Source organism: Flavobacterium luminosum, from assembly GCF_023635005.1.
Lineage (GTDB): Bacteria > Bacteroidota > Bacteroidia > Flavobacteriales > Flavobacteriaceae > Flavobacterium > Flavobacterium luminosum.
In genome coordinates this window covers 400,430-418,133 of the sequence record NZ_JAMLJM010000001.1, presented here as the reverse complement: position 1 = coordinate 418,133, position 17,704 = coordinate 400,430, and the positions used below count along the sequence as shown (strand labels likewise).

At 34.9% G+C, this 17,704-nt stretch carries 14 protein-coding genes; 13 read left to right on the top strand and 1 reads right to left on the bottom strand.

Annotation, left to right across the window (positions count from 1 at the left end):
- Window positions 1-3 precede the first annotated feature (3 nt).
- The 13 genes from sov to NAT50_RS01865 all read left to right on the top strand — a co-directional run bounded on the left by sov (window position 4) and on the right by NAT50_RS01865 (window position 16,209).
- Window positions 4-7,284, top strand: coding sequence for a T9SS outer membrane translocon Sov/SprA (sov, locus tag NAT50_RS01925; RefSeq protein ID WP_262918563.1), 7,281 nt, complete (start codon window positions 4-6; stop codon window positions 7,282-7,284).
- Between the two features lie 93 nt (window positions 7,285-7,377).
- Window positions 7,378-7,758 carry a glycine cleavage system protein GcvH gene (gene gcvH, locus NAT50_RS01920; RefSeq protein ID WP_250590931.1) on the top strand — a complete coding sequence of 127 codons (381 nt, stop codon included), beginning with the start codon at window positions 7,378-7,380 and terminating at the stop codon, window positions 7,756-7,758.
- On the top strand, window positions 7,697-8,110 hold the full coding sequence (locus NAT50_RS01915; RefSeq protein ID WP_250590929.1) for a VanZ family protein: 414 nt from the start codon (window positions 7,697-7,699) through the stop codon (window positions 8,108-8,110). The genes gcvH and NAT50_RS01915 overlap by 62 nt, the downstream gene beginning before the upstream one ends.
- Window positions 8,111-8,192: 82 nt before the next feature.
- Window positions 8,193-8,936: a deoxyribose-phosphate aldolase gene (deoC, locus tag NAT50_RS01910; RefSeq protein ID WP_250590927.1), complete on the top strand. Its 744-nt coding sequence runs from the start codon at window positions 8,193-8,195 to the stop codon at window positions 8,934-8,936.
- Between the two features lie 3 nt (window positions 8,937-8,939).
- Window positions 8,940-11,042 (top strand): gliding motility protein RemB, encoded by a 2,103-nt coding sequence (locus NAT50_RS01905; protein WP_250590925.1) that lies wholly within the window; start codon window positions 8,940-8,942, stop codon window positions 11,040-11,042.
- 73 nt (window positions 11,043-11,115) lie between these two features.
- A complete protein-coding gene (gene cyoE / locus NAT50_RS01900) occupies window positions 11,116-12,015 on the top strand; it encodes a heme o synthase (protein WP_250590923.1) in 900 nt (299 codons plus the stop codon).
- Window positions 12,016-12,019: 4 nt separating this feature from the next.
- Window positions 12,020-12,598, top strand: coding sequence for a cytochrome c oxidase subunit 3 (locus tag NAT50_RS01895; protein WP_250590921.1), 579 nt, complete (start codon window positions 12,020-12,022; stop codon window positions 12,596-12,598).
- A 43-nt stretch (window positions 12,599-12,641) separates the two neighbouring features.
- On the top strand, window positions 12,642-13,619 hold the full coding sequence (locus NAT50_RS01890) for a cytochrome c oxidase subunit 3 (protein WP_250590919.1): 978 nt from the start codon (window positions 12,642-12,644) through the stop codon (window positions 13,617-13,619).
- Between the two features lie 20 nt (window positions 13,620-13,639).
- Window positions 13,640-13,993: a cytochrome C oxidase subunit IV family protein gene (locus NAT50_RS01885; RefSeq protein ID WP_250590917.1), complete on the top strand. Its 354-nt coding sequence runs from the start codon at window positions 13,640-13,642 to the stop codon at window positions 13,991-13,993.
- Between the two features lie 78 nt (window positions 13,994-14,071).
- Window positions 14,072-14,746 carry a hypothetical protein gene (locus NAT50_RS01880; RefSeq protein WP_250590915.1) on the top strand — a complete coding sequence of 225 codons (675 nt, stop codon included), beginning with the start codon at window positions 14,072-14,074 and terminating at the stop codon, window positions 14,744-14,746.
- 2 nt (window positions 14,747-14,748) lie between these two features.
- The gene (locus NAT50_RS01875) at window positions 14,749-15,432 is read left to right on the top strand and encodes an SCO family protein (RefSeq protein WP_250590913.1); all 684 of its coding nucleotides are present in this window, start codon (window positions 14,749-14,751) and stop codon (window positions 15,430-15,432) included.
- Entirely contained in the window at window positions 15,432-15,971 is a 540-nt protein-coding gene (locus NAT50_RS01870; RefSeq protein WP_262918562.1) for a DUF420 domain-containing protein, read from the top strand. The genes NAT50_RS01875 and NAT50_RS01870 overlap by 1 nt, the downstream gene beginning before the upstream one ends.
- Window positions 15,961-16,209, top strand: a complete 249-nt coding sequence (locus tag NAT50_RS01865; RefSeq protein WP_250591423.1) for a hypothetical protein — start codon at window positions 15,961-15,963, stop codon at window positions 16,207-16,209. The genes NAT50_RS01870 and NAT50_RS01865 overlap by 11 nt, the downstream gene beginning before the upstream one ends.
- On the opposite strand, the gene NAT50_RS01860 is transcribed toward NAT50_RS01865, so the two are convergent.
- Window positions 16,210-17,604, bottom strand: a complete 1,395-nt coding sequence (locus NAT50_RS01860) for a DUF4403 family protein (protein ID WP_250590911.1) — start codon at window positions 17,602-17,604, stop codon at window positions 16,210-16,212.
- Window positions 17,605-17,704 lie beyond the last annotated feature (100 nt).

Sequence of the window (17,704 nt, the reverse complement as noted above, 5' to 3'; positions counted from 1 at the left end):
TCCTTGGAAAAGTATAGTAATCAGTACAATAGTTTGTTTTGTAAATTTGTTAGTTTTATACTATTTGGGTTTGTTTCTGTGAGTTCCTTTGCTCAAGAGGAAAGAGATACTGTTAAAGGGTACAATAAGGGAATCCTAGAATTACCTAATCCGAATAGTGTAGTAGAAGCATATATCTATGATCCATTAACCGATCGTTATATTTATTCAAAAACTTTTGAAGGATATAACATTGATTATCCTATTGTTCTAACCCCTGAGGAATATCGAAAATTAATTCAAAAAGAAGCCATCAGAGATTATTTCAAGAAAAAATCGGATGCGGTTTCTGGAAAAAAAGAAGGGAGCAAAGACGCAAAAAAAGATTTGTTACCGAGATATTACGTTAATTCTAGCTTTTTTGAGTCTGTTTTTGGAGGGAATACTATAGATGTTAAACCTACAGGAACAGTAGAAATAGATTTAGGAATGCGTTATTCCAAACAAGATAATCCTTCCTTTTCACCTAGAAACAGAAGCTCTTTTACTTTCGATTTCGATCAGAGAATCAGCCTAAGTTTAATGGGGCAGGTGGGGACAAAATTAAAAGTGAATGCGAACTATGATACCGAGTCAACGTTTGCTTTTCAAAATCTGATTAAATTAGAATACACGCCTACGGAAGACGATATTCTTCGAAAAATTGAGGTGGGTAACGTCAGTATGCCGTTAAACAGTACTTTAATCCGAGGAGCACAAAGTTTATTTGGGGTCAAAACCCAACTACAATTTGGAAAGACTACAGTTACCGGTGTGTTTTCTGAACAAAAATCGCAAACCCGCAGCGTGACATCTCAAGGAGGTGGTCTGTTGCAAGAATTTGATTTGTTTGGTTTGGATTATGATGCTGACCGACACTTTTTCCTCTCTCAATATTTCAGAAATAAATACGATAAGGCTTTGGCCAACTATCCTATTATCGATTCACGCGTGCAAATAACGCGTATGGAGGTTTGGGTAACGAACAGACAAAATAGGGTGACGGCAAACAGAGATGGAAATAATCTGCGTAATATTGTGGCTTTGCAAGATTTAGGAGAAGCACAGTTAACGGGTCTTGCAGACTCAGAAGTGGTAAGTACAACGCCGCTTCCGGGTTTTTTCAATCAACCGCCCGATTCGCCTACCGCTAATAACAATAACGGATTTGATCCTCAAAAAATAGGAAGCGCAGATAGCAATTTAACAAGTGCTATTCGTGATGTTTCTACTGCAGGTTTGGGGTTTAAAAATCTTGCCAGCGATCCTATAGAAGGAGTAGATTATTCAAAACTTGAGAATGCCCGAAAATTAACTCCTAACGAATATACTTTTCATCCGCAGTTGGGTTATATTTCATTAAACCAAAGGTTGACTAATGATGAGGTGTTGGCTGTTGCGTATCAATATACCATAGGTGGCGAAGTTTACCAAGTGGGTGAATTTGGAACAGATGGTGTAGATGCTACACAAGTTGATACAAATAATATTCCTTCATCTCAAGCGTTGATTTTAAAAATGCTGAAAGGGAATTTAACCAATGTGAACAAGCCGGTTTGGAATTTGATGATGAAAAATATTTACCAAATTCCAGGAGCTTATCAGTTGGATCAAAATGATTTTAAACTAAATATCCTATACACGGATCCTTCACCAGTGAATTATATCTCTTCGGTTTCTGGTTATTCTTTTCCATCAAATCCAACTATAGATAATGAAGTGGAGAAAACACCATTGTTGCGAGTATTCAATATGGATCGATTAAATCCAACTAATGACCCTCAAACCAGAGGAGATGGTTTTTTCGATTTTATTCCAGGTTTGACAGTCGATCCTCAAAATGCGCGAATCATTTTTACAACCGTAGAGCCTTTCGGTAAGTTATTGTTCGATAAATTAAAGGACACCAATACTATTCAAGATTACAACGACGAGACAACCTACAATCCTAACCAGAAGAAATATGTTTTCAGAAACTTGTACAAGAAAACACAAGCTTTGGCTTTGCAGGATAGTGACAAAAATAAATTCCAATTAAAAGGAAGGTTTAAGTCTTCTACGGGTCAAGGAATTTCATTGGGTGCGACTAATGTGCCTAGAGGTTCGGTAGTGGTGACGGCAGGTGGACGTGTACTTCAGGAAGGAATTGATTATAGTGTGAATTATCAATCGGGACGTGTAGAAATTCTGGATCCTGCTTTACAGGCTTCGGGTGTGCCCATTAATGTTTCGGTAGAAAACAATGCGGTTTTTGGTCAACAGACTAGAAGGTTTGTTGGGGTTAATGTTGAGCATAAATTTTCGGATAAATTCCAATTGGGAGGAACAATTTTAAATATGTCCGAAAGACCATTTACTCAAAAAACAAACTATGGTCAGGAATCGGTAAACAATACCATTTTTGGTCTGAATACTACTTTTTCTACAGAAGTACCTTTTTTCACGAGATTGGTGAATAAACTACCGAATATTGATACTGATGTGCCTTCTAATTTATCGTTTAGAGGTGAAGTGGCGTTTTTAAAACCAGGAACACCAAAAGCGGACCGTTTCCAAGGTGAGTCAACGGTATATGTAGATGATTTTGAAGGTTCTCAATCAACGATAGATATGAAAGCGCCTCTAGCTTGGACCTTATCGAGTGTACCGGACGAATTTCAGGATAAAGCCAGTGGAGATGTTTTAGGCTATGGTTACAAGAGAGCAAAATTCTCATGGTATACAATAGATCCAATTTTTTACACGGTACAAAGACCTGCGGGACTTAGCGATAATGATATTTCTCGTTACGACACCCGTAGAATTTATAGTAGAGAGTTGTATCCACAAACCGATATTGCAGCGGGACAAACAACAGTTATTACTACGCTCGATTTAACATATTATCCTAAAGAACGTGGACCATACAATTATAATCCTTCATCTGTTAATAATTTATTGAGCAACCCTCAGGAAAATTTTGGAGGGATTATGCGTCCTATTACCTCGACTAATTTCGAGCAAGCCAATGTAGAGTATATTCAGTTTTGGGTTCAGGATCCATACTATGAAACTGGAAGTGCTGCTAGCCCTACGAATACTGGAAAAGTATCTATTCATTTAGGTGAAATTTCAGAAGATGTTTTAAAAGACAATAAAAAAGTATACGAAAATGGTTTACCTATTCCTGGTTCAAATCAGGCGGTATATGAAACCGATTGGGGCAAAGTTCCGGCTTCACAATCATTAATTTATGCATTTGATACAGATCCGGGTAATAGAAAGCAACAAGACGTAGGGTTGAATGGTTTGAACGATGCTGAAGAAGCGGCTAAGCATCCTAATTTTGCTAGTGATCCCGATCCTTCTCAAGATAATTATGAGTATTTTTTAAGCGCTTCAGGATCTATTACAGATCGGTACAAGAGATACAACGGTAACGAAGGAAATTCACCAGTTGAGGTAACAGATACGAATAGAGGTTCTGTGACTACACCTGATGTGGAAGATATCAACCGCGATAATACGATGAATACCATTGAAGCGTATTATAAATTTGATGTAGATATTAAGCCTAACATGAAAGTAGGTGATTTATATGTTACCGATGTTAGAGAAGGCGTAGAAACTATGGCAAATGGGAATACAGTTCCTACTCGATGGATACAATTCAAAATTCCTATTGATGAAAATGGACCTAAATACGGAGAAATTTCAGATTTAAGATCGATTCGTTTCATGCGTATGTTGATGCATGGTTTCAATGATAAAATAACATTGCGTTTTGGGTCATTAGATTTAGTAAGAGGAGAATTCCGTAAGTATTTGTCTTCATTACAACCGAATGTCGATGGTAATAATGACGACGATCCAACAGGTTTCGATGTTCAGGGAGTCAATATTGAAGAAAATACTAACCGAAGACCTGTTCGTTATGTTACTCCTCCTGGTGTGGAACGAGAGCAATTAAATAACAACAATACCATTATCAATCAAAACGAGCAATCACTTTCATTGCGAGTGTATGATAAAGATAATGCTCAATCGGGCACCAAAGGTTTAGAAGGAGGAGATTCAAGAGCTACGTTCAAGAATGTGAATGTAGACATGCGTCAGTATAAAAAATTAAAAATGTTTTTACATGCTGAAGCATTGCCAAGTGATGTAACCAATAGTAATTCGGATGTTTTAAGTAGTTTAAGACAGAAGAAGATGTATGGATTCTTGAGATTTGGTAATGACTTTACAAATAATTTCTATCAAGTTGAAATCCCATTAAAAATAACAGAATTTGGACAAGGGGAAGTTACCGGTACTTCACAGCCTATTTCTGATCCCAGTTTAATCTGGCCAGAAGAAAATCAAATAGATCTTCAATTGAGCTTACTTTCTAAAATTAAATCGGAGAGTTTAAAAGCAGATCCAAGTAATCCGAATTTTGACGAAAACGGAATCTATTATATCGAAGTAGATGGTCTTCGAATTGGAATCAAGGGAAATCCTAATATCGGATTTGTAAGAACCATGATGCTCGGGGTTAAAAATGCTAACAATAACCCTAATGACTATATTCGTGGAGAAGTATGGTTTAATGAGTTGCGTTTGGCAGATATGAATAGCGAAGGCGGAATGGCGGCTATTGCTAGTTTAGATACCAATTTAGCAGATTTCATGACGCTTTCCGCTACAGGTCGTATGAATACCATTGGTTTTGGTGGAATAGAACAAAGTCCAAACGAACGTAGTCGCGAAGATGCTAAAATTTACGACATAGTGACTAATGTGAATTTGGGTAAATTGTTACCTAAAAAATGGGGAATTAATTTGCCGATGAATTATGCCGTTGGTGAGCAAATAATCACGCCGGAATACGATCCATTGTATCAAGATTTAAAGCTCAAAGATGTTTTAAATGCCACTACGAGTGCTCAGGAAAAGGAAGCAATAAAGAAAAGAGCTGAGGATTTCACCAAACGTCAGAGTATTAGTTTTATTGGTGTAAGAAAGGAAAGAGGTCCAGACCAGAAACAACATTTTTATGATCCAGAAAATTTAACTCTTTCATATTCTTTCAGTCAGATGGAACATAGAGACTTTGAAATTGAAGGCCTTTTAGATCAACAGGTTAGAACATCGGCAGATTATAATTATTCTTTTAAACCGAAACCTGTCGAGCCTTTCAAGAACACGAAGTTTATGAAAAAAAGCAGTTATTGGAAATTACTGAGTGATTTTAATTTCAATTATCTGCCTACCAATGTTAATTTCAGTTCTTCCATCTTAAGACAGTTTAACAAACAAGAATTCAGAGATGTAGATAATGTGCAAGGAATTGGTCTTCAACCTTTGTTCAAGCGAAATTTCTTGTTCAATTACAACTATGGATTCAATTTCAATCTAACAAAATCATTGCGTTTAAATTATACAGCAACGACAGGCAACATCGTTCGTAATTATCTAGACGAAATGAATCAGCAAGATCCGGAGTTTACGATCTGGGATGATTATTGGAATATCGGTATGCCGAATCAACACAATCAACAGTTAACTGTAAATTACGAGTTGCCGGTAGCAAAGATTCCTTTCTTGGCTTTTGTCAAATCTGATTACACTTATACGGGAGATTACTCTTGGAATCGTGCTTCATTTCAAGCTCAGGATTTTAACGGATATAATTTAGGGAATACAATTCAAAATGCAAATTCTCATAAATTAAACACCAGTTTTACTATGAGCACTTTTTATAAGTATATAGGATTGGTGAAAAGTTCGGAGAGGGTGAAAAAACCGAAGACTGCTGCAACTCCTGTAGTACCGCCAAAACCAGGTGAAAAGATTGTAGCCAAACCTAAAGAAAAAGAAGTGAAACCTAATATTTGGCTTGACGGTTTGATAGGTGTGGTGACTAGCGTTAAGAATGTGCAGATCAATTACACGGAAACCAATGGTACAATGTTGCCAGGATATTTGCCTTCTATTGGCTTCTTGGGTTCGTCAAGACCGTCATTGGGATTTGTTTTTGGTATGCAAGATGATGTTCGTTTTGAAGCCGCTAAAAGAGGTTGGTTGACGAATTATCCAGAATTCAATCAGAATTTCACTCAAATTAATAACAAACAAATTACAGCAACCGCTAATATGGAGTTGTTCCCTGATTTAAAAATAGATTTGAGTGCAGATAGAACCATGGCGGAGAATTTCTCTGAGCAGTTTGATGCGGTTGGCGGTGTCTATAATTCGCGTTCTCCTTACAGTTTTGGGAATTTCTCTATCTCAACGAATATGATTCGAACCGCTTTTTCACAAAGTGATGAGAATTATTCGGAAGCTTTTGAGCAATTTAGAAACAACCGATTGAAAGTCGCAGAACGATTGGCAACCCAACATTATGGAAGCAATTCTTTTAATCGATATGGCGATGCGGCATATCCAATACCTACTGACACGAACGATCCAAACTATGCTTTCTATTTAGCCAATCAAGGTTATCCTGTAGGTTTTGGTAAAAACAATCAAGCGGTATTGTTGCCTGCTTTCATGGCGGCTTACACTGGCGGCAATGCTTCGGGAGTTTCGTTGGATGCTTTCAGAAACATACCTATTCCTAACTGGACTTTACGATACACGGGATTTATGCGTTACAAGTTCTTTAAAGATAAATTCAAGAGGTTCTCGATTCAACATGGATATAAAGCGGCTTATACTTTGAATTCTTTCCGTTCGAATTTTGAGTACGATAAAGACCCGGGAGGACAACAGAATGATACTTGGAACTTTTTCAATAAGACGATTATTGCCAATGTCAATTTAACAGAACAGTTCAGTCCTTTGATTCGTTTGGATTTCGAAATGAAAAACTCTGTGAAAATCTTAGCAGAGATGAAAAAAGATAGAACTTTATCACTGAGTTTCGATAATAATTTGCTTACTGAAATGAGAGGTTTTGAATATATTTTCGGTTTTGGTTACAGAATCAAGGATGTGAAAATTAAATCTTCTTTAGCAGACAATCCTACAGGAGTGGTTAAGAGTGATATCAATTTAAGAGCTGATTTTTCTTATAGAAATAACAAAACCATTGTTAGAAATATAGATTACAACAACAATCAGTTAGGAGGAGGGCAAAATTTGATTTCTGCTAAATTGACGGGCGATTATAATTTTAATAAAAACTTAACGACTTCGTTTTATTTTGATTATTCGTTCTCAAAAGCTGTAATTTCAACCGCTTTTCCATTAACTAATGTGCGTTCCGGATTCACATTGCGTTATAATTTTGGTAATTAGGAAATGAAATCACAATAAAAATAAACTTGTGAAATAGTAGTAATATTGATCGATTAATTTTACATTTGTTTAGAAATTTAATTTATTGAAAAAATGAACATACCAACTAACTTGAAGTACACAAAAGACCACGAATGGGTAAGTGTTGAAGGAGATATCGCTACGATAGGAATTACAGATTTTGCTCAGAAAGAATTGGGTGATATTGTGTACGTTGAAGTAGATACACTTGACCAAACCTTAAGTAAAGATGAAGTTTTTGGAACAGTGGAAGCGGTGAAAACAGTTTCTGATTTATTCTTGCCTTTGTCTGGTGAAATTGTAGAATTCAACGAAGAGCTAGAATCTAACCCAGAGTTAGTGAATTCTGATCCTTACGGAGCGGCATGGATGATTAAAGTTAAAATCTCTGATGCTTCAGAAATCGATAGCTTACTTTCAAGTGAAGATTATAAAGCGCTTATCGGAGCCTAATAAATTCTCTTTTTGGACCGCTCTTTGCTGGACTTTTCTAATATTCTATCTTAGTTTTAAAGTTCCTTCAGGTGTTCCAAAATTCGAATTGCCTTATGCTGACAAAATAGTCCATTTTGGATTTTATTTCGGTTTCGTTTTTTTATGGTATCGTTATCTTTACTACAGAAAAATGATAAAATCGAATTTCAAAATGTGGTTACTATTGTTATCTGTTTCTTTAGGTATTTTTATTGAAATTGCTCAAGGAATGTTCACCTTAAATAGACAAGCCGATTTTTTTGATGCTTTATCCAATACTTTTGGAAGTGTCTTAGGATTAATAACGGTATCCCAGCTAATGAAGCAATAATCTGCTAAAGCAAATATTTTAAAATAATATCCCACTTCGGTGGGATTTTTTATATTTTTATATTTTATTAAAATTTGAATAAATGAACATTAAACAATATTTAGATTCTACCTATTTAAAAACTGCAGAACAAGCGAATTTAACAGAAAGCGAAAATAAAGAAGTCGTGCGTCAAGCCATTCAGGAAGCAATCGATGAAGGATTTAAGTTGATAATGATTCGTCCAGATATGGTGAAAATGGCAAGAAAAATGATTGCTGATGCCAATTCTAATGTTTTGATCGGTACGGTGATTGATTTTCCTGGTGGAATATCTTCGATAGAAGAAAAATTAAGCGAAGCTGAACAGGCCATTAGTGATGGGGCGGATGAATTGGATTATGTAATAAATTACGAAGCGTTTAAACGTGGAGAAATACATCAGGTAAAAGAAGAGGTGTTGTCATGCACTCGTTTAGGTTTACTGCACAATAAAGTCGTGAAATTTATTATTGAAGTAGCGGCATTGACTGATGAGGAAATCATAAAAATTTCATCGTTAATTAAAAATGTGATAGTTGCTAATTTTGACGAAGACCAATATCATAATGTTTTCGTAAAGTCTTCTACAGGATTCTATCAAACTAGAGACGGATTGCCTAACGGGGCCACAGTTCCTACAATTACTTTAATGTTAGAAAATGCTAATCCTCTTCCGGTTAAAGCGGCGGGAGGCGTTAGAAATTTGAAAGAAGCATTGGAGATGATTAATTTGGGTGTAAAAAGAATAGGTACTTCTGCTGCTAAAACGATTGCAGACGGTAATGTTTCCAACGAAAACTATTAATTCATGAGAAAAGCTCTTTTTCTGTTTTTTTTTATTTCACAGTATACGATTGCTCAAGTTGGCAATTCAGAAAGGTTTCCTGTATTTCCATCTTGTGAAAAAACGTTGAATCAAGATCTTGAGAAATGTTTCTATAATCAGATTCAAGATTTCGTGTATGCTAATTTTCAACTTCCTGAAGTAGTAAAACAGAAAGAGTACAAAGGAAAAGTAATCACACTTTTCGAAGTGGATACTTTGGGGACTTTTAAAGTGTTGTATGTAGATGCTTTTTATCCTGAATTGGCTGCAGAAGCTAGAAGAGTTTTCAATTCATTACCTCAAATAGAACCAGCCACGCACAATGGAAAGCCTACCTATGCGACTTACAGAATGCATATAGCAATTCCTTTACAGAGTGCTGCCGATTTACAAAAGCAACAACAGTTCATTCAGTCAAATGACATATCTCGATTGAAAAATAACGAGAATAACGAATTCGAAACGATTCAAAAAGAATACGTTAAATTTGATAATCCGCATTTAGTCAGTAATTTAAATATTCCTTTTTCGCATAGTTTTTATTCGCAGTTTGATGATGAAATGAATCAGATAGGTACTAATAGTCATACAGGTTCAAAGCCATTTACGTATGCTGAAGTGTCTAAATACTATGATTTGAATCAAGCGTATGAAAAAATAAAGTTGAACAAGACCAGTTGGATTGGCAGAAAATTATTCAACGAAAATCTAGTGGCTATCCAAGGCAATGATTATTGGTTTACGATGAACCCAATAGTAGACTTACGTCTTGGTAAAGCAGATCCCAGCTCCGAAAGTTACACTTTTGTGAATACTAGAGCCATTCAGATTCAAGGAGGATTAGGAAAACAATTTAACTTCACGGCTAGTATATACGAAAGTCAAGGAGTTTTTGCAGATTACTATAACCGTTATGCGATGTCTATAAAGCCTTCGGGAGGAAATCCAGCTATAATCCCAGGAATAGGAATTGCAAAAGATTTTAAAGAAACCAATTTCGATTTTCCTTCCGCTGAAGCTAATATTACTTTTGCGCCAAGTAAATTTTTTAATCTGCAATTAGGTTATGGTCGAAATTTTATTGGTGATGGTTACCGTTCGTTGCTACAAGGAGATGGTGCGAGTCCTTATCCTTTTGTGAAAATCAACACGACTTTTTGGAAGATTAAGTATACCAATACCTATATGTGGTTAAAAGATGTGCGTCCTGAAGTGACTTTAGATAAAACGTATGCCACTAAATTCATGGCGAATCACTATTTGAGTTGGAATGTCTCAAAAAAATGGAATTTAGGTTTTTTTGAATCGGTAGTTTGGACCAATACCAATGATAGAGGTTTTGATATGAGTTTTGTGAATCCTATTATATTTTTCCGTTCGGTAGAATTTACTTCGTCCTCTAGAAGCGGTAATGCAGTTTTGGGATTAACGTCTAAATACAAATGGAATAATTTTATCAATTTATACGGTCAGTTTTTATTGGATGAATTTAGTTTGGGCGATGTAAAAGCAGGGGAAAAGAGCTGGAAAAATAAGTTCGGCTATCAGTTAGGAGCTAAATATTACAATGCTTTTGGTGTGGAAAATCTCTTTTTACAAGCAGAGTACAATCATGTTCGACCTTATACCTATGCTCATAGCAATCCGTTAACGAATTACGGTCACAACAATCAAAGTATGGGACATAATTGGGGATCTAATTTTAATGAAATGACCGGAATTGCCCGTTACACCAAAGGAAGATGGTTTGCAAACGCACAATTAAGTGTTGGGGTTCGTGGTTTTGATTTTGATACTGCTACAGATTCTTTTAACTATGGTTCCAATATTTATAAGGATTATGAAGAAGATAGACCTTACGATACCGGAGTGAAAGTAGGGCAAGGAAATAGAGCTAAAATGTTTATAGCTGATTTTCAAGCTGGTTATTTAGTGAATCCACATACAAACTTGAAGGTTTTTGGAAATATAATGTACCGTACCATTCAGCCGAAAGTAACAACCCCAAACCTTTTCAAAGAAAATACTTCATGGTTTAGTGTGGGAATTAGGGCTGATGTTTTTAACTGGTATTTCGATTATTAAAAAAATAGAAATTTAGTTTTGAATTTTATCTTTGCTTATTCCTATCTTTGCAGCTGTTTTTAAATTTAAAACCTTGAACGAATCTAATTCATCGTCGATTAAGACAATTTTCACTGATTTCAAAGAAATTACTAAAGCCGGCTTGGCTCTTAGTGTGGTTTTTTCTTCCATAGCAGGTTATTTGTTAGGAGTAGATGAATTGGGCGCAGACCAAATCAAGGTATTGCTGATGTTGGCTATTGGAGGTTATTGTATGGTAGGAGCATCTAATGCTTACAATCAAATCATCGAAAAAGATTTGGATGTGTTAATGGATCGTACGAAAAACAGACCGATTCCTTCAGGGAGAATGTCAACCAGAACAGCTTTTTGGATTGCGGCAACTTTAACTTTAATCGGAATAGTCATTTTATATATGATTAATCCGAAATCGGCCATGTTTGGTGCTATTTCCATTTTCTTGTACACGAGTGTTTACACTCCTCTAAAAACTAAAACGCCACTTTCTGTTTTTGTGGGCGCGTTTCCAGGCGCAATTCCTTTTATGTTAGGATGGGTTGCGGCTACAGATGAGTTTGGAATAGAGGCGGGAACCTTATTTTTAATTCAGTTTTTTTGGCAGTTTCCTCATTTTTGGGCTATTGGTTGGTTTTTGTATGACGATTATAAAAAAGGTGGCTTTTTTATGTTGCCAACAGGGAATAAAGATAAAGCGACTGCGATGCAAATTATATTGTATACCTTGTGGTTGGTCGTAGCTTCAATTTTGCCTACCTTTGGCTATACAGGACAATTGTACTTGACCACCGTGTCTACAGTGATAGTTCTTTTGTTAGGTGTTTGGATGTTGTTTTATGCAATGCGTTTGTATCAACTCCGCACGGATAAAGCTGCTAAAAACTTGATGTTGGTTAGCGTTACTTACATATCATTACTTCAATTGGTATATATTTTAGATAAATTTTTAAGATAAAATTATGGATTTGACAATTCAGGAAGAAAAAGAAAGAAAATCACGTTCGGCTAAATTGTTGCTTTATTTTGCAATGATTAGTATGATCATGATGTTTGCAGGTCTTACTAGTGCTTATTTGGTAAGTGCTTCGCGTAAAGATTGGACGCATGAAATGCATATGCCTTCCGCTTTTACGTTTAGTACATTAATCATTTTAATCAGTAGTGTGACGATTCATCTTGCATTAAAATCGATTCGTCAAAATGATAGAAGCAAAACTTCTTTATACTTATGGTTAACTTTGTTATTGGCGATAGGGTTTGTGTATACTCAATTTAGCGGATTTGGACAATTAGTAGATCAGGGATTTTTCTTTACAGGTAGTGGAAGTTCAATCACGGCAACTTTTTTATATATTTTAGCGCTTTTGCATATGGCGCATTTATTTGGGGGTGTAATTTCTCTTTTAATTATAATTTATAATCATTATAAACAAAAATATAATGCTTCTCAAACCCTTGGTATTGAGCTTGGTGCGATTTTTTGGCATTTTCTCGATATTTTGTGGATATTTTTGTTTTTGTTTTTATATTTCGTGTAAAAAGAAAAAAACGTAAATTTGACAACTTTTTAAAATTAATTCTATGGCAACGACAGTTACTACAAGTACTGAAGGTAAAGTTTGGGGCGGCGGAAACGAGCCTATGGGAGCAAGCTACGGTAAAATGATGATGTGGTTTTTCATCGTATCCGATGCGCTAACATTCTCTGGATTCCTTGCTGCTTACGGTTTCTCAAGATTTAAATTTATCGAAACTTGGCCAGTGGCCGATGAGGTATTTTCTCACTTTCCATTTATGCACGGTGTGAACGCTCCGATGTATTATGTGGCATTGATGACTTTTATTCTTATTTTCTCCTCTGTAACAATGGTTTTAGCTGTTGATGCAGGTCATCAAATGAATAAGAAAAAAGTAACTCTATACATGTTTTTGACAATCATTGGAGGTTTTATTTTCTTGGGTTCTCAAGCTTGGGAGTGGAAAAACTTCATCAAAGGTGAGTATGGAGCAGTTGAAACTCATGGTGGTGCGTTATTACAATTTGTAGACAAATCAGGAAAAAGAGTAGCATTGGCAGACTTTGCTTCTACAACTCCAGAAGAAAGAGTACAACACAAACGTAGTAACGGTTTGTGGTTTACAGATGAAGGTGCTTTACCGTCGTTTTCTGTAAAACAAGTAGTAGATGGATTCAAAGCAAACGAAAACATTTTAATTCGTTCTGAAAAAATCGATCCAGCAACTAAACATAAAATTGTATTATCTCGTGAAGAGTCTTTGGCTTTGATTGAAAATTCAAAATATGTAGTAGAAGGTGCTAACTTACACCGTAACGAATATGGTAATAAATTATTTGCTGATTTCTTTTTCTTTATTACAGGTTTCCACGGATTCCACGTTTTCTCAGGGGTGGTAATCAATATTGTAATTTTCTTCAATGTTTTATTAGGTACTTATGAAAGAAGAGGTAGCTACGAAATGGTTGAAAAAGTAGGATTGTATTGGCACTTTGTAGATTTAGTGTGGGTTTTCGTATTTACATTCTTCTATTTAGTGTAATTAAAAAAGTTTAAATTATTATGGCACACGAATCACACGAATCAAACGTAGGTAGAATCTGGAAAGTTTTTGGAATTTTATCTGTTATTACTATAGTTGAAGTTATTTTAGGTATTGTGAAACCTCACGGTTTGCATTTTACTAACTTATTTGGAATGAATTTGCTAAACTGGATTTTCATTATATTAACTATTTGGAAAGCTTACTACATTATGTGGGCATTCATGCACTTAGAAGGAGAGAAATCTTCTTTTAGATGGACAATAGTTGCTCCTTTAGCTTTTTTAATTGTTTATCTAGTTGCCATCTTATTGATAGAAGGTGATTACATTTTCGAAGTTTTCAAAAATTCAACAATTAAGTGGAATTTTTAACAACATATTATTAGAAATTTAAATCCCGATTCGTCGGGATTTTTTTATTTTTGTCTATTCATAAAACATTCTTTTCTGATGCAGAAAAAATTCATCTTAATTCTTCTCTTGGCCTTACCCATAGTGATTTATTTAGTCTTTGCAACCGCAACTCACAATCAGTTGTTTTTACCTACTATTTCTAAAAACAATCTTGAACTTCCGCAATGGAAAAGTTTAGATGGAAAGCCAGTAGTTTTAAAAAATAAAATCACTATTCTTGGTTTTATTGGTAATGATGTTATAAAAAATCAAGGAAATGTATTTAACCTAAATCAAAAGATTTACGACAAATATGTTGGTTTCAAAGATTTTCAAGTAGTTTTAATTGCTCAGAAAAGTGCAGAATTGCAAGTTAAAGAGTTGTTTGAGAAATTGGCTGGATTCACGGATAATATGTCTGGGTATCGGTTCTTGTTTGCTGAACCGGAAGAAATCCAAACGTATTATGATTCCTTTCATCTGAAATCTAAACTTAGTGCAAATGGCAGCACTGCAGAAGTGATTATTATAGATAAAGATATCAATCACCGAGGGCGTAAAGGTAAAAACAAAGAAGGGAAAGAAGAATATAGAGAAAGTTACAATACCATTTCAGCAGCAGATTTGCACAATGAAATGACTGATGATGTTAAGATTTTATTGAGAGAATACCGATTGGCTTTAAAGCGAAACAAAACGAAAAGCGATTTTAGATTGCATGAAAAAAAATAATTATGAAGAATAAGTCGTACATAGGATTATCATTTATCATTTTGGTTTTTGGAATTATTTTTATTCCTAAAATAGTGGATCGTATTAAAAATAATGATATTGTAAAAGGAGATAGGCTCAATAGAGTAGAAGCAGATGGTTCTGTAAAGAGTGATCTGTTTACTGTTGGAAAAGCTCCCGAATTTACTTTTGTGAATCAAGACGGTAAGACGATAAGTAATGAATTTTACAAAGGGAAAGTATATGTAGTTGAGTTTTTCTTTTCTACTTGTCCAACAATTTGTCCAATAATGAATAAAAACATGAAGTTTATTCAGGATAGCTTTGCTTCTAATGCCAATTTTGGAATTGCTTCTATAACAATCGATCCGACAACAGATACTCCTGAAACCCTAAAAAAACATGCCGAAGAAATTGGAGCTAAGGGAATGAATTGGAATTTTTTAACCGGTGATCAAGACAAAATTTACGAATTGGCCCAAAAAGGGTTTAATATTTACGTGGGTCAAAACAAAAAAGTGGCGGGAGGTTTCGAGCATTCAGGTCTTTTTGCTTTGGTTGATAAAGAAGGAAACATTCGTTGTCGTAAAGACGATTTTGGTAATCCAATTGTTTATTATGACGGTCTAAAGGATGAAGGTGTTAAACAAATTAAACAAGATATCTCAAAATTATTAGCAGAATAATGGAAAATACTACAGAAAAAAAATACAACGTTTGGATTACTATTTTATCGATTGCAATTCCTTTAGTGGTTGCCCTTTTATTTAAGGTTAAATTAAAAGACTTTGGTTTTGATGTTGCTCCTCTTTCTTTCTTACCTCCAATTTATGCCACTATTAATGGAATAACGGCTGTAGTATTAGTAGCCGCTGTATTGGCTATTAAAAAAGGAAATAGATTGTTACATGAGAGATTGATGAAAACAGCTATTGTTCTTTCTGTTGCGTTTTTAGGGATGTATGTGGCATATCACATGACAGCCGATTCAACTAAGTTTGGAGGAGAAGGGACAATTAAAATGATTTATTATTTTATCTTAATTACTCATATAGTGTTATCTGTAGTAATTATTCCTTTGGTACTAGTTACTTACGTTCGTGCTTTATCGCAACGCTTTGATGCGCACAAGAAATTAGCAAAAATTACTTTTCCAATTTGGTTGTACGTAGCGGTAACCGGAGTTATTGTGTATTTAATGATTTCACCTTATTATGCCAATTAAAAAATCCCAATCCAAAAATTTTATTTCCCGTTTTTTCATAGGAACTTCTCTAGTATTTTCTGGAATGTCAGGTTATGCCCAATGCGCCATGTGTAGGGCTTCTCTAGAAAGTAGTGGAGAAGTTTCTCAGGCAGAAGCCGTAAATGATGGGATTGTGTATCTAATGGCGATTCCTTATATCTTGGTGGCTGCCTTGGGTTTTGTTATTTATAAAATGTACCGAAAGAAAAAACAGTAACTACATTCCGTTTATATTTACGCTAACATTTCCGGTTATATTCAAGAATGCAATAATAGAAGAATTGGTTAATTCAACTTTGTTAAAAACTAAGTCTTTTAGAGTTCCGTTGATAAATACTCCAGGCATAGGGGAATAGTTGTTTAAATACCGAAGAATGTTCTTTTTGCCTTCTTCTAAATTAGGCTGAATGGAGTATCGACAATTAGCTTTGAGTTTTTCTAAAACTAAACTCTGAAATAACCAGTTGGCAGATTTCATTAACTTGCTTTTGGTTTCAAAAGCATAGTCTAAATCGTCAAAATAGAGTTCTTTGCTTTCGTTGTTATATTTTGGAAATCCTGCCAGATAAATTCTTCCGTTTAGGCTTCCAATCATATCGAGAGCAATAATCATTTTGCCTTTTTTATGCCAAATTTCAACATTTTGAATCGTTATTTTTCGCTTGCCTGAAGAAAATACTTTTCCTTTAAAATTTTCTGTCATGATTCGTGAGGCATCTTGGTAGGTAGATACCGCAACAATATTTGCGTTTACTTTATCGGGTAATGTGGTAATTGATTTTAAAACCAATTTGTTTTTATCGAATGTAGGTTTGGGTTTTTGTCCAACGTAGGATTCCATTAAGCATTTTAAGCCGACATTCATGCTGACCGCATTGTTTTGTAAAATAGCTTTGGTAGCATACAATTCCTGAGGTGTCACTCTTAACCATGTTTGATAGGTGGCACTCATTTCAACAGGTTGTGCTGCCTTTTGCATCATTTCTAGAATATTCGATTTAAAATCCAGTGTTTTGTTCATCGAATTATCAATGAGTTTTTCAATTTTAGATCTGAAAAGACGAATGGTCGGATTGATCAAGTAGGTAATTTTAATATCTTTTCCACCAATCATTACCGTAGGACTTTCGTTCCATTCAAAATCTTCTAAGGAAGTTTGCGTGGTAACTTTCCAATTACTCAAAGAAACATCACTCAATAGCGTAACAGTACTATTTAAATTAAATTCTCTTGTGTCGTAGAGGTTTATCCCAAGTGCAGAAGTTCCATATCTGACTTTTGCCCATATTTTCAAAGGGACTATAGTTTTTAGTTTATTGTTTTCTTCGGAGATTTGAATTGGCGCACTTTTCCAGATTTTTACTTCCGAATTGTCATCTCCCAGAATACTGTCATTGTAAATAAGACCTATCAAGGCTTTGTTGGTTTGTTTTTCAATGTCTTTTAGAGTTAACTGAATTGGAAAACTTACGTATGATGAAGTGATAGGGTATTTAATAGAAGCCGCATTGTCTGGTTCCGGTTTCATTAACTCAATCTTTCGAGTAGAGGAACAACTATTAAATAAAAATCCCATCATTATTAGTTGAATTATAAATAAAATTCTTTTCATGATTTGGTATTGTATAACAAATGTAGAACTATTTTAAAAAAATAATGAGAGATTACTGTAACAAAATAAACCGCTTAGAGTCTTATTATTTAAATAATTA

What these genes read in the sequence shown, in the direction of transcription:
- NAT50_RS01905 (WP_250590925.1), top strand. Translation starts at nt 8,940, where the DNA reads ATGAGAAAAGCTCTTTTTCTGTTTTTTTTTATTTCACAGTATACGATT.
- NAT50_RS01870 (WP_262918562.1), top strand. Translation starts at nt 15,432, where the DNA reads ATGGAAAATACTACAGAAAAAAAATACAACGTTTGGATTACTATTTTA.
- NAT50_RS01860 (WP_250590911.1), bottom strand. Translation starts at nt 17,604, where the DNA reads ATGAAAAGAATTTTATTTATAATTCAACTAATAATGATGGGATTTTTA.
- NAT50_RS01865 (WP_250591423.1), top strand. Translation starts at nt 15,961, where the DNA reads ATGCCAATTAAAAAATCCCAATCCAAAAATTTTATTTCCCGTTTTTTC.
- NAT50_RS01885 (WP_250590917.1), top strand. Translation starts at nt 13,640, where the DNA reads ATGGCACACGAATCACACGAATCAAACGTAGGTAGAATCTGGAAAGTT.
- NAT50_RS01890 (WP_250590919.1), top strand. Translation starts at nt 12,642, where the DNA reads ATGGCAACGACAGTTACTACAAGTACTGAAGGTAAAGTTTGGGGCGGC.
- NAT50_RS01875 (WP_250590913.1), top strand. Translation starts at nt 14,749, where the DNA reads ATGAAGAATAAGTCGTACATAGGATTATCATTTATCATTTTGGTTTTT.
- NAT50_RS01880 (WP_250590915.1), top strand. Translation starts at nt 14,072, where the DNA reads ATGCAGAAAAAATTCATCTTAATTCTTCTCTTGGCCTTACCCATAGTG.
- NAT50_RS01895 (WP_250590921.1), top strand. Translation starts at nt 12,020, where the DNA reads ATGGATTTGACAATTCAGGAAGAAAAAGAAAGAAAATCACGTTCGGCT.
- deoC (WP_250590927.1), top strand. Translation starts at nt 8,193, where the DNA reads ATGAACATTAAACAATATTTAGATTCTACCTATTTAAAAACTGCAGAA.
- gcvH (WP_250590931.1), top strand. Translation starts at nt 7,378, where the DNA reads ATGAACATACCAACTAACTTGAAGTACACAAAAGACCACGAATGGGTA.
- NAT50_RS01915 (WP_250590929.1), top strand. Translation starts at nt 7,697, where the DNA reads ATGCTTCAGAAATCGATAGCTTACTTTCAAGTGAAGATTATAAAGCGC.